This window comes from Candidatus Neomicrothrix sp., from assembly GCF_035329545.1.
GTDB classification, from domain to species: domain Bacteria; phylum Actinomycetota; class Acidimicrobiia; order Acidimicrobiales; family Microtrichaceae; genus Microthrix; species Microthrix subdominans.
This window is the reverse complement of sequence record NZ_DAOLGP010000043.1, coordinates 16,454-28,085: the sequence shown is the minus strand read 5'-3', so window position 1 is coordinate 28,085 and position 11,632 is coordinate 16,454. Positions and strand designations below refer to the sequence as shown.

Here is an 11,632-nt window from a genome sequence, read left to right as displayed (position 1 = left end):
CTCCCGCCTCGATCAGCTGAACGCTCGGACACAACAGGTTCACCGGTCCCACACTCCCGCCTCGATCAGCTGAACGCTCGGACACAACAGGTTCACCGGTCCCACACTGCCTGCCTACAGGCTGTCGATCAGGTGCTCGACCCGCTCGTCGTGGGCGAGGAACGGGTCCTTGCACAACACCGAACGTTGGGTCTGGTCGTTCAACTTCAGGTGGACCCAATCCACCGTGTAGTCGCGTTTGCGCTCCTTGGCCCGTCGGATGAACTCGCCCCGCAGGCGTGCCCGAGTGGTTTGGGGCGCCAGGTCGACCGCCTCGGCGATGGCGTAATCGTCGACCATGCGCTCGACGAGGCCCCTGCGCTGCAGCTTGTAGAACACCGAGCGGGTGCGGTCGATGTCGTGGTACTGCAGGTCGAGCAGGGCCAGCCGGGCGTCGCCCGGATCGAGGCCGTGGCGCTCCCGGTAGGCCTCGACCAGCTGGTACTTGATCACCCAGTCGAGCTCGGTGTTGAGCGTCATCGGATCGTCCTCGAGGCCGACCATGACGTGCTCCCACATCGCCAGCGCCTGCTTTTCCTGCGGGTTGAGCTCGTGGCTGGCGGCGTACCGAAGGGCCCGGTTGAGATACTCCCCTTGGATGTCGAGCGCTGAGGCCTCGCGCCCGTTGGCCAGACGCACCCGGGTGCGGCCGGTGAGGTCGTGGCTGATCTCGCGAATCGCCCGGATCGGATTCTCCAGGGTCATGTCACGCAGCACCACCGTCGGGTCCTCGAGCATGCGCAACATCAACATCGTTGCCCCCACCTTCAAATAGGTGGAGTATTCCGACATGTTGGTGTCGCCGACGATGACGTGAAGGCGTCGAAACCGCTCGGCGTCCGCGTGCGGCTCATCGCGGGTGTTGATGATCGGGCGGCTGCGGGTGGTGGCTGAGCTGACCCCCTCCCAGATGTGCTCGGCCCGCTGGGACACCGAGAAGTGTGATCCCCGACTGGTCGTGATCACCTTGCCAGCACCGGCATAGATCTGCCGGCTGACCAGGAACGGGATGAGCACCTCGGTGTAATGGGCCAGGTCCTCCGAGCGGTTGGTCAGGTAGTTCTCGTGGCAGCCGTAGGAGTTGCCGGCCGAGTCGGTGTTGTTGCGGAACAGATAGACGTCACCGCGGATGCCCTCGTCGTGCAGGCGCTGTTCGGCCGAACCCAGGAGCTGTTCGAGGATGCGCTCGCCGGCCTTGTCATGGGCGATCAGGTCGTTCAACGAGTCGCACTCGGGCGTGGCGTACTCGGGGTGCGAGCCGACGTCGAGGTACAGGCGGGCGCCGTTGGCCAGAAAGACATTGGAGGAGCGGCCCCAGCTGACCACCCGCCGGAACAGGTAGCGGGCCACCTCGTCCGGACTGAGCCGTCGTTGGCCGCGCAGGGTGCAGGTCACGCCGTACTCGGTCTCGATCCCCATGATCCGGCGCTGCATCGACCGCAGGCTACTCAGGCCCAGCCGTTTTTGGAGCCGGTCTTCAGGTGCCGTCGTCCGAGTCGGCCTCCGGGGCCTTCTCGTCGTCGTTCTCGGCCTCCGCCGATGCGTCGGTTTCGGCGGTCGACAGGTCGGTGGCACCGGTATCGGTGGTGACCGTTGCAGCGAGGGGTATCTCCTCGACGTCGGACGCCCCATTACCGGAACCGGACTGGTCGCTCCCGCCCACCTCACCGCCGAGCAGTTCGGCGACCTCGTCAACGGTCAGCCGGCGAAATGCCCGATGCTCGACGTTGCGGTCCAGCACCGCCACCTCCAGGTCGCCCGCCGACAGGCTGCGGTCGGGCCCGGCCAGGGCCAAAGCGGCCAGTCGCAGGCCGTCCGCCAAGCTCGGCGTGGCTTCGAACTCGCTGGCCACCCGGTTCCGAACCGCCTCGGCGTCACCGCCCAACACGGTGAAGCTGGCCTCGTCGATCAGTGTGCCGTCGTAGAGGATGTGGAACAGCCGGTCATCGTCGGGCCCGTTCGACACCTCGGCGATCAGGATCTCCACCTCCATCGGCTTCATCTCGTGGGTGAAGACGTTGCCCAGGCTCTGGGCATAGCCGTTGGCCAGGCTCCGCCCGTCCACGTCCTCACGGCTGTAGGCGTAGCCCTTGAGGTCGGCGCTGCGCACCCCGGCGATGCGGAGCTGGTCGAACTCGTTGTATTTGCCGACGCCGGCAAAGGCGATGCGGTCGTAAATCTCGTAGATCTTGCGCAGCAGGCGGCTGGGGTTCTCCGCACAGATCAGGATGGCCTCGTCACAGGACATGCCGATCAGGCTGCGACCGCGGGCGATCCCCTTGCGGGCGTAATCGGCCCGGTCCTTCATCACCTGCTCGGGGGCGACGTAGAACGGCTGGGTCATGGTGCTCCGATCGAAGACAAACGTAGGGAGGGTGCGGGGGACATGGGTCAGCGGCGCCGGGCGGCGCTAGCGCCGTTCCCGCAGGCGCTCGATGAGTGCCTCGGTGCGCTCGGCCAGGCCCGAGTCGTCGATGCGTTCGAAGCCGCGGGCGGTGATGGTGGCCACGATCGGGTAGATACCCCGCAACAGGTCGGGGCCCCCGGTGGCCGAGTCCTCCTCGGCCGCCTGGTAGAGCGCTTCGAGCACGAGGTCGACGGCGGCGGCCTCGCTCAGGTCCCGCCTCCATCCCATCTTGACGACGGTGCCGGCGTGCAGGCTGCCCGACCCGGTGGCCGTATGATCGGCCTCCTCGTAGCGCCCGCCGGTCACGTCGTACTGGAACAGCCGGCCCTCGCCTCGCTTCAGGTCGTAACCGGCGAAGATCGGTACGACCGCCAGGCCCTGCATGGCCATCGGCAGGTGCTGGGCCACCATCTGGCTCAGCTGGTTGGCCTTGCCCTCCAGTGACAGGTGATCGCCTTCCACCTTCTCGTAGTGCTCGAGTTGCAGCTGGAACAGCCGGACCATCTGCACGGCCGGACCTGCCGCACCGGCGATGGCGACGCCGCTGTAGCGGTCGCCGGGGAAGACCTTCTCGATGTTGCGGTGGCTGATCAGGTTGCCCGAGGTGGCCCGACGATCACCGGCCATGATCACGCCGTCTGCGAAGCGGACCGCCAGACACGTCGTACCGTGCGGGACGGCAAGGGTGGCGTCGCCCGAGGGGACGGGTGCGCTCAGGCCGCTGTTGCGCACCAGTCGGGCAAAGTCGGGGCCTGGGTCGTCACCCGGCGAGAAGGTGGGGAGGTTCATCGCCAGTCAGCGTAGCGGCGAGGACCCGACGCCCGGTTAGACCGACGGCAGCGGGCCCTCGACCAGCCAGGTCACCCCGATCGAGTCCTTGCGCCCCCGTTGGCTGGACAGGGTCATGAACTTGCGGTCGGGTGACACGGTGGGGCCGGTGATCTCCGAGCCATCGTGACCCTCGACCCGCAGGATCGGGACGGCGGAGCCATCGAGGCCGAGTGCAACCAGCTCCATATTGCCGCCGTCCTCGGCGGTCAACAGCGTTGCCGACGGACCGTCCCACCACAGGTTGTCGACGCCGGTCAGCACGTCCCCGTCTCCGGTGGCGCCGTCTCCGCTTGCCCGGTAAACGATCGACATCTCGTTGCTGGCCGGGTCGTAGGCCCACACCGTGTTGTCCAGCTTGGTCGAGAAGAAGATCTTGCCGTCGCCGAGCGCGATGCCCTCCCCGCCCGCATACGGGGTGGAGTCGGCCACCTGGGTTCGCGTGGCCATTTCCGCCGCCGACGGGTCGGGCACCTCCGCCCACGTCACCGCTCCGGTGCCGTCGATGCTTCCGCCCTTCACCACCGCAACCTCGAGGGTGCCGGCGCCCAGATCGGGCCACGACGACGGAGTGAAGCGGTAGAAGCGACCGTCGGGCTGGTCCTCGGTCAGGTAGACCGCCTTGCCGGCCTCGTCCACCCCTGCGGCCTCGTGCTTGAACACGCCCAACGCCGGCCGAGCCTCGCCGCTGTTCTCGACGGTCGGATCGGCCTCCCACACACGACCCTGGTCAAACTCCTCGCCCGACAGCCAGGTGCCCCAAGGGGTGGGGCCGCCGGCGCAGTTGAGGGTGGTGCCACCGAGGATGCGATGGGCGGCGATCACCTTGCCGTCGTCGGACAGATGGATGGCGCTTGCGCCGCCACCGTTGTCGGAGGCGGCCTCGTGGTTGATGGCCACCCACCAACCGTCGTCGTCCGGGTCGGCGAACGTGGCGGCGCCGTCGGGCGCCGGCGACCAGACGTAGTTGGTCGAGCCGACCTTCTCGCCGGTACGGGCCAGCACGGTGGCGCTCCACCCGGCGGGCACCAACAGGCCGTCGGCACCGGAGTCGATCGTCGGCTTGGACCACGACGCCGGGGTCGACGGCGCGGACGTTGGCACTCCGTTCGTCGAGGTGGACGTCGTCGTCTTCTTCTTTGAACCGGACGTGGACGCGGTGTCGCCGCCATCGGAGCTGCAGCCGGCGCCGACGAGCAAGGCGCCGATCGGCGCTCCGGCCAAGGCGGCCAGCAGCCGACGCCGGGACGAATCGGGTGGGTGCTGCGAACTCATCGCTCCCCCACCTGTGCTTACTCGCCGCCTTTTTGCACGTAGGACTTCACGAAGTCCTCGGCGTTGGTCTCGAGGACTTCGTCGATCTCGTCGAGAAGATCATCGAGCTCGGCCTTCAGCCGCTCGCCGGTCTCGGCCGCCTGGCCACCGGGCACTGCCTCATCGACCTGTTCATCCTCCGCCTGACGGGATGGTGTCGCCTTGCGCTGTGTTTCTCGTTCGGCCATCAGCCCTCCTGGGTCAGGCCGCAACTTAGTCCAGCCGTGTGACTTTTTAGCGCGGGTAAGCGGCCTCCCCCGCTTATCTCGCCCACACGCGTCTGGCGGAACGCGCCGACCAACTCGAAGCCTCGTCGTCAGGCCGACGTGGCGGCGCAGTTCCCGTCCCGGGTCAGCGCGACGGGAAGGCGCCCTCGACCAGCCAGGTCACCCCAATCGAGTTGGCGCTCCCCCGCTGGCTGGACAGCGTCATGAACCGGCGATTCGGTGAGACGGTGGGGCCGGTGATCTCCGAGCCACCATGACCCTCGGCCCGCAGGATCGGAACGGCCGAGCCATCGAGGCCTAGCGCAACCAACTCCATGTTGCCGCCGTCCTCGGCGGTCAACAGCGTGGAGGACAGGTCGTCCCACCACAGGTTGTCCACCCCGGTCAACACGGCGCCGGCGCCGGCCCGGTACACGATCGTCATCACACTGCTGGCCGGGTCATAGGCCCACACCGTGTTGTCGTGCTTGGTCGAGAAGAAGATCTTGCCGTGGCCGAATGCGATGCCCTCCCCGCCCGCATACGGGGTGGACTCGGCCACCTGAGCACGGGTGTCGGTCGTCGCCGCTGACGGGTCGGGCACCTCGGCCCAGGCGACCGACCCCGTGCCACCGATGGTGCCACCGCTCACGACGGCCACCTCGAGGGTTCCAGCGTTCAGGTTGGGCCACGACCTTGGTGTGAAGCGGTAGAGGCGACCGTCGGGCTGGTCCTCGGTCATGTAGATCCCCTTACGGGCTTCGTCCACCGCCGCCGCCTCGTGGGCGAAGACGCCCATCGCTGGTCGCAGCTCACCGCTGTTCGCGATCGTCGGGTTGGCCTCCCAGATACGCCCCCGAACAACCTCCTCCCCCGAGAGCCAGGTGCCCCACGGGGTGGCGCCACCGGCGCAGTTGTAGGAGCTGCCGCCGATGATGCGATGTGCGGCGATCACTTCGCCGTCCTCGGAAAGATGGATGGCGCTCGCCCCACCGCCGCTGCGGGAGCTGGCCTCGTGGTTGATCGCCACCCACCACCCCACGCCACCCGGATCGACGAACGAGGCGGCGCCATCGGGGGCGGCCGACCACACGTAGTTGGTGGAGCCCACCTTCTCACCGGTACGGGCCAACACCTTGGTGCTCCAGCCCTGGGGCACCCACAGGCCGTCAGCGCCGGAATTGACCACCGGCTGGGTCCACGAGACGGGGGGCACAACCGTCGTCGGTGTCGCCGTCGTCGCTGTGCCCGTCGTCGACGTGGTCGACCCGGGGGGTGGGGTGGTGACGGCGTTGCAATCAGCGGCGACGAGCAGAGCGCCAGCGGGCAATCCAGCCAAGGCGGCCAGCAGACGACGCCGGGAGGTGTCGGGCGGGTGTTGATGCTTCATTGGTCCCCCTCAGAGATCTATTCCCACCTAATGGAACGCACTATTCACCCCAGGCGCCAGCCACCGTGACGCTGCCATCGCAGCTCTTCATCGCCATCGCATCGCTCCGCTGCAGGCCCGATATCAATCCCGCTACGGATAGCCCCCGACACGTTCGCCAGATGCCCGAACGTCGTACACAGTGTCGCAGAACCCTGTTTGCTTGTCACTGGTCCTCTTCATACTGGGGTACATGAGTTCGATGGTGTGGGCGCTTGACGCGAGGACGGTGATCGACCGGATCAACCTGGGTCTTGATGGGTTGTTTGCTGCCGGTGTGGCGCCGGTTGACGGCCCCGATGCCATCGTGTGGTTGCGTGAGGTTGAGGTGTTACGTCGGCAGGTTGACGCTGCGGCCACGGCGTTGGTGGGTGCGATCGACCGGGCCGGGCTGTATGTGGATGACGGGCACGCGTCGGCCATGGTGATGGCCAAGCATCACGCCAAGCTGTCCGGGGCGGAGGCATCGGCACGTGAGAAGACCGCTAGGGCGTGCCGCTCGCTGCCGAAGCTGGCCGACGCGTGGGCCGATGGTGAGATCGGAACCGATCAGATGCACCTGTTGGGCCGGGTGCATACCAATCCTCGGGTCGCACCCGCGATGGAAGCCCGCCAACACCAGTTCCTTGCCGATGCCAACATCCTGTCGGCCAGGCAGTTCGAGTTGACGACCCGCCAGTGGGAACGCCTGATCGACGAGGACGGCCCCGAACCGGCCAACGAACGCAACCACACCAACCGCAACACCAAACTGGTCCAGAACCCGTGGGACAACTCCTGGGACCTCACCGGGTTCTTCGCGTCGATCCAGGGTGCTGAGATGCGCGAGATCCTCGATCGGTACATCGACGCCGAATTCCGGGCGGACTGGGCCGGAGCCAAAACCCGCCTCGGTGACGCCGTCACGAACGCCGATTTGGAACGCACCCCGCCCCAACGTCGTGCCGACGCGTTGCACCGGCTGTTCCAAGACCCAGCATCAGCACCCGACGGTGCCGTCCCGCCCGGGTTCGTCCACAACATCCACTGGACAGCAACCGCCTACGAGGAAATGCTCGACGCGATCGACGCCGACCGGGCACCCAAGTTCGACCCCGACAGCTACATGTGTCGCACCGGTGACAGTCACGGCGTTGACCCGACCGAAGCGGCCACCAACAGCCTCGACGGTCTCGCCGCCCAGATCCGCCGCATGATCGTCGATGCCGCCGGTGTGGTCATCGACCTCGGCCGGGCCCGACGGTTCACCGGTTCGGCCCGCACCGCCGCCACCGCCGGCCACACCTGTTGTGTCTGGCCCGGCTGCACCGTCCCGGCCAGCGCCTGTGAGGTCGACCACCTCCACGAACACGGCCGTGGTGGCCCAACCAGCCCGTCAAACGCGGCACCGTTGTGCGGCAAACACAACCGCTGGAAACAACAGTCACTTCAAGGGCGCGGCTTCCGGATCCACCGCAAGCCCGACGGCACCTGGCACACCACCCGCCCCGACGGCTCCCAACTCGAATGAGCGCAGCTGGAAGGACCGGCAACCTGCAGGACCAGGGGGAAAGGTCAGCTCGAATGAGCAGCGACTCGAACCACCCGAAACTGGGTCAGCTCGAAGCGTTCAGCTTGGCCAACAGCTCGGCTGCGTCCGCGCTGGCCGCCACCATCTCGCCCAGGATCGCTTCGGTGCCACGGGTGGGCTCCATCATCGGCACCCGCGACAGCGATGAGGAACCGGTGTCGAACACGATCGAATCCCAGTTGGCCGTCACCACCTGATCGGTGAACCGCGCGAGCACAGTGCCCCGGAACCACGCCCTAGTGTCGGTGGGCGGCAGGTCGACGGCGGCGGCCACCTCCACGGCGCTCACCAGCGTGCGCAGGCCGGCCCGGAGGGCCAGGCAGCGATCGGGGCGCATGTCGTGGTATTGCAAGTCGAGTGCCCGCAGCTTGGGGGCGCCAGGTGGCAACTGGTGCCGCTCGGCGAACCCGCCCAGCAGCCGGCCTTTCGCCACCCAGTCCACCCGGTCGGCGGCACGCTGGCGGTCGTGCTCCAGGTCGTTGAGCACCCGCTCCCACTCGACGAGCACCTCGGCCAGCACGTCGTCGCCACCCACCGCCGAGGTGTCGCACTGCTCGCCCCAACCACGCGCCAGCGCGCACAGCTCCCGCTGGGCCCCCAGCGCCGTGATCGTGCGACCATCGAGCGTCTCGTAGGTTTCGCTCAGGCTCAGGTCCCAGCTGATGTGGCGCAGGGTGGCGACCGGGGTCACCGGCCGAAGCTCGCCCATCGGCCAGTCGTCCTCGATCATCGCCAGCACGATCGAGGTGGTCGCCAGCTTCATCCAGGTGGCCCATTCCGACATGTTGGCATCACCGATGATCACGTGTAGGCGTCGGTAGCGGCGCGGGTCGGCGTGGGGTTCGTCCCGGGTGTTGATGATCGGCCGCTTCAGCGTCGTTTCGAGGCCAACCTCCTCCTCGAAGAAGTCGGCACGTTGGCTGAGCTGGTAGGTGACGTCCTTTCGGCCGGGCAGCTCGCTCCCCACCTTGCCTGCGCCGCAGAACACCTGGCGGGTGACCAGGTGCGGAGTGGCGCGGGCGACGATCCGGTTGAACGGGACGTTGCGGTCCATCACGTAGTTCTCGTGGGTGCCGTAGCTGTTGCCCTTGCCGTCGGAGTTGTTCTTGTGGACGATCACCTCCTGGCCGTCCTCCAAGATGGCGTTGGCGGCGGTCATCGCCCGGCGCAACACCTCCTCCCCGGCCCGGTCCCACACCACGCCATCGCGCGCCGATGCCACCTCGGGCGAGGAATATTCGGGGTGGGCGTGGTCGACGTAGAACCGTGCCCCGTTGGTCAGCACGGCGTTGACCAGGTGAGTTTCCACCTCAGGCGGCTGCACGTACTGCTCGAGCACCCCGCGTGCGTCGTTGGCGGGCATCTCGTCACCGAAGTCCCAGCCGATCCGCGGACCGGTGCCGGCACGGGCCACCTCGCTCACGTAGGCGTTGACCAACAGGCTGGAGGCCGCAATCGGGTTCTGTTCGGGCGCATTGCGCACGATGATGCCGTACTCGGTCTCGATGCCGAGGACCTTGTGAATGGCCATGTCAGCGGGTCACTGTGTTGCGAACGGCCCTGTCACGAACGGCCTTGTCACGAATGGCCATATCAGAGGTAATGGCCGGTCTGAACCCGCTCGATCGCCCGCCCGCCTTCGGGCTCATCCTCCTCGGGATGGCTCACCAGCGTTCGCACGTACACGATCCGCTCTCCCTTTTTGCCCGAGATCTTGGCCCAGTCGTCCGGGTTGGTCGTGTTGGGCAGGTCCTCGTGTTCACGGAACTCCTGGCGCACCGAGGCCACCAGATCGGCGGCGAGCACCCCGCGCGGACCGCCGGCCAGCTCCCGTTTGATGGCCAGCTTCTTTGAGCGGCGCACGATGTTTTCGATCATCGCGCCGGACGAGAAGTCGCGGAAGCCCATGATCTCGCGGTCGCCGTTCTGGTAGGTGACCTCGAGAAACTGGTTGTCCTCGTCGTCGCGGTACATCTCCTCGACGGCGGCCTCGGCCATCGCCTGAAGCGCCTTGGCCGGGTCGCCGCCCCCCAGCTCCTCGACCTCCGATTCGGCGATCGGTACACGGGCGGTGAGGTACACCCCGAAGATGCGGGTGGCCGCCTCGGCATCTGGGCGTTCGATCTTGATCTTCACGTCGAGGCGGCCCGGCCGCAGGATGGCCGGGTCGATCAGGTCCTCGCGGTTGGAGGCGCCGATCACGATCACGTTGCGCAGCGCCTCGACGCCGTCGATCTCCGCCAGCAGCTGGGGCACGATCGTCGATTCCATATCGGAGGAGATGCCGCTTCCCCTGGTGCGGAACAGGCTCTCCATCTCGTCGAAGAACACGATCACCGGCGTGCCCTCGGCCGCCTTCTCGCGGGCCCGTTGGAAGACGAGGCGAATGTGACGTTCGGTCTCGCCGACGTACTTGTTGAGCAGCTCGGGACCCTTGATGCTGAGGAAGAAGCTGCGGGCATCGGCGCCGGTGGTGCGGGCCACCTGCTTGGACAACGAGTTGGCCACGGCCTTGGCGATGAGCGTCTTGCCGCAGCCGGGAGGCCCGTACAAGAGAATGCCCTTGGGCGCAGGCAGGTCGTAGGTGGCGAACAGCTCGCTGTGCAGAAACGGCAGCTCGACCGCGTCCATGATCGATTCGATCTGGCGGTCCAAGCCCCCGATGTCGGTGTAGGCGATGTCGGGCACCTCTTCGAGCACCAACTCCTCGACCTCCGGCCGGGGCAATCGCTCGACGAGCACGCCCGCACGCGGCTCCATCAGCATCGTGTCGCCGGCTCGCAGCGGCGCATCGGCCAGGTGATCGGCCAGCTCGGCGACCCGCTCCTCGTCGGCACGGCCGACAACGAGGGCACGAGCGCCCGCGACGAGGATCTCCTTGATCGTCACAACCTCACCGGTCAGGTCGGGCGGCCGCACCATCACGACGTTGTAGGACTCGTTGAGCACCACTTCGGCACCCCGGCGCAGCTCGGCGACCTCCACGGCGGGCGACACCTCGACCCGCATCTTGCGACCCCCGGACTGCACGTCGACCGTGCCGTCGTCGTTGGAGGCGAGCAGCGTGGCGTAGCCGGCAGGGGGACGGGTGAGCTTGTCGACCTCCTCGCGCAGCGCAGCGATGTGATCGCGGGCTTCGCGCAGCGTGAAGGTGAGCTTCTCGTTCTGCGTGACCGCCTGGGCCAGTTGCGACTTGACCTCGACCAGACGGTCCTCGAGGGTCCGGATGCGTTTGGGCGCCTCGGCGCCGCGACGGGTGAGCATGGCGAGCTCGCGCTCGGCCGCCGCCACGGCGTCGTGGAGTTCCTCGGCCTCGGCCTTCAGTCGTCTCGTCTCGTCGCTGGCCGTCATCCGCCCCTCCCACTGCTCACGGCCAAGCTACCCGCCAGGCCCGGCCCCGCGAGCCACACCCTGCGAGGTTGTCGCCAGAGACAGGCGTCACCTTGTCCCATTATTCCGGCAAATACCGGGTTTATCTGCCGAGGCGTCGTTATGCTGAGCTACGGGAGAAGCACCCGCTGGTGTTTCACCAAATAAGGGCCACAGCGCCGAACCCCCACCCGCGTCGCGGGGCAACGTAAGGAGAAGTCATGGGACTGAAGGTCTGGATCGACCAGGATCTCTGCACCGGTGATGGCCTGTGCGAAGAGATCTCGCCGGCCGTCTTCACGCTCCTCGACGACGGTCTCGCCTACGTCGTCGAGGGCGACAAGGTGTTCAACGATCCAGGTGGCGCCGAGGGCAAGGCCGAGATCCCCGACGCCGAGCTCGAGGGCGTGATCGAGTCCGCCGAAGAGTGTCCCGGCGAGTGCATCTTCATCGAAGCCGAGTGACCCGAG

10 protein-coding genes are annotated in these 11,632 nt (G+C 67.3%); 2 read left to right on the top strand and 8 right to left on the bottom strand.

All coding sequences use genetic code 11. The features are described 5' to 3' along the window. Nucleotides 1-114: 114 nt before the first annotated feature. From pafA to PKD89_RS17395, 6 genes are all read right to left on the bottom strand, one after another. Nucleotides 115-1,473 (bottom strand): Pup--protein ligase, encoded by a 1,359-nt coding sequence (gene pafA / locus PKD89_RS17420; protein WP_287378062.1) that lies wholly within the window; start codon nt 1,471-1,473, stop codon nt 115-117. Nucleotides 1,474-1,516: 43 nt separating this feature from the next. Next, nucleotides 1,517-2,383 carry a proteasome subunit alpha gene (gene prcA, locus PKD89_RS17415; RefSeq protein WP_287378060.1) on the bottom strand — a complete coding sequence of 289 codons (867 nt, stop codon included), beginning with the start codon at nt 2,381-2,383 and terminating at the stop codon, nt 1,517-1,519. Between the two features lie 66 nt (nt 2,384-2,449). Further along, nucleotides 2,450-3,235 (bottom strand): proteasome subunit beta, encoded by a 786-nt coding sequence (prcB, locus tag PKD89_RS17410; RefSeq protein ID WP_287378057.1) that lies wholly within the window; start codon nt 3,233-3,235, stop codon nt 2,450-2,452. 36 nt (nt 3,236-3,271) lie between these two features. Continuing rightward, nucleotides 3,272-4,549 (bottom strand): alkaline phosphatase PhoX, encoded by a 1,278-nt coding sequence (locus tag PKD89_RS17405; protein WP_287378054.1) that lies wholly within the window; start codon nt 4,547-4,549, stop codon nt 3,272-3,274. Nucleotides 4,550-4,566: 17 nt separating this feature from the next. Then, a complete protein-coding gene (locus PKD89_RS17400) occupies nt 4,567-4,776 on the bottom strand; it encodes a ubiquitin-like protein Pup (RefSeq protein ID WP_287378023.1) in 210 nt (69 codons plus the stop codon). 163 nt (nt 4,777-4,939) lie between these two features. Then, nucleotides 4,940-6,184, bottom strand: a complete 1,245-nt coding sequence (locus PKD89_RS17395; protein WP_289011191.1) for an alkaline phosphatase PhoX — start codon at nt 6,182-6,184, stop codon at nt 4,940-4,942. A 232-nt stretch (nt 6,185-6,416) separates the two neighbouring features. Here PKD89_RS17395 and PKD89_RS17390 point away from each other — a divergent pair, with 232 nt between their 5' ends. After that, nucleotides 6,417-7,733 carry an HNH endonuclease signature motif containing protein gene (locus PKD89_RS17390; protein ID WP_287378018.1) on the top strand — a complete coding sequence of 439 codons (1,317 nt, stop codon included), beginning with the start codon at nt 6,417-6,419 and terminating at the stop codon, nt 7,731-7,733. An 85-nt stretch (nt 7,734-7,818) separates the two neighbouring features. On the opposite strand, the gene dop is transcribed toward PKD89_RS17390, so the two are convergent. Both dop and arc read right to left on the bottom strand, forming a co-directional pair. Then, a complete protein-coding gene (gene dop / locus PKD89_RS17385) occupies nt 7,819-9,324 on the bottom strand; it encodes a depupylase/deamidase Dop (RefSeq protein WP_287378017.1) in 1,506 nt (501 codons plus the stop codon). A 62-nt stretch (nt 9,325-9,386) separates the two neighbouring features. Then, on the bottom strand, nt 9,387-11,144 hold the full coding sequence (gene arc, locus PKD89_RS17380; RefSeq protein WP_289011190.1) for a proteasome ATPase: 1,758 nt from the start codon (nt 11,142-11,144) through the stop codon (nt 9,387-9,389). A gap of 245 nt (nt 11,145-11,389) precedes the next feature. Between arc and PKD89_RS17375 the strand changes: the two genes are divergently transcribed. Continuing rightward, nucleotides 11,390-11,626: a ferredoxin gene (locus tag PKD89_RS17375; protein WP_349257358.1), complete on the top strand. Its 237-nt coding sequence runs from the start codon at nt 11,390-11,392 to the stop codon at nt 11,624-11,626. The last annotated feature ends 6 nt before the right edge of the window (nt 11,627-11,632 follow it).

Excerpts from the sequence above, each read along its gene's own strand:
- pafA (WP_287378062.1), bottom strand. The coding sequence starts at position 1,473 with ATGCAGCGCCGGATCATGGGGATCGAGACCGAGTACGGCGTGACCTGC.
- prcA (WP_287378060.1), bottom strand. The coding sequence starts at position 2,383 with ATGACCCAGCCGTTCTACGTCGCCCCCGAGCAGGTGATGAAGGACCGG.
- prcB (WP_287378057.1), bottom strand. The coding sequence starts at position 3,235 with ATGAACCTCCCCACCTTCTCGCCGGGTGACGACCCAGGCCCCGACTTT.
- PKD89_RS17405 (WP_287378054.1), bottom strand. The coding sequence starts at position 4,549 with ATGAGTTCGCAGCACCCACCCGATTCGTCCCGGCGTCGGCTGCTGGCC.
- PKD89_RS17400 (WP_287378023.1), bottom strand. The coding sequence starts at position 4,776 with ATGGCCGAACGAGAAACACAGCGCAAGGCGACACCATCCCGTCAGGCG.
- PKD89_RS17395 (WP_289011191.1), bottom strand. The coding sequence starts at position 6,184 with ATGAAGCATCAACACCCGCCCGACACCTCCCGGCGTCGTCTGCTGGCC.
- PKD89_RS17390 (WP_287378018.1), top strand. The coding sequence starts at position 6,417 with ATGAGTTCGATGGTGTGGGCGCTTGACGCGAGGACGGTGATCGACCGG.
- dop (WP_287378017.1), bottom strand. The coding sequence starts at position 9,324 with ATGGCCATTCACAAGGTCCTCGGCATCGAGACCGAGTACGGCATCATC.
- arc (WP_289011190.1), bottom strand. The coding sequence starts at position 11,144 with ATGACGGCCAGCGACGAGACGAGACGACTGAAGGCCGAGGCCGAGGAA.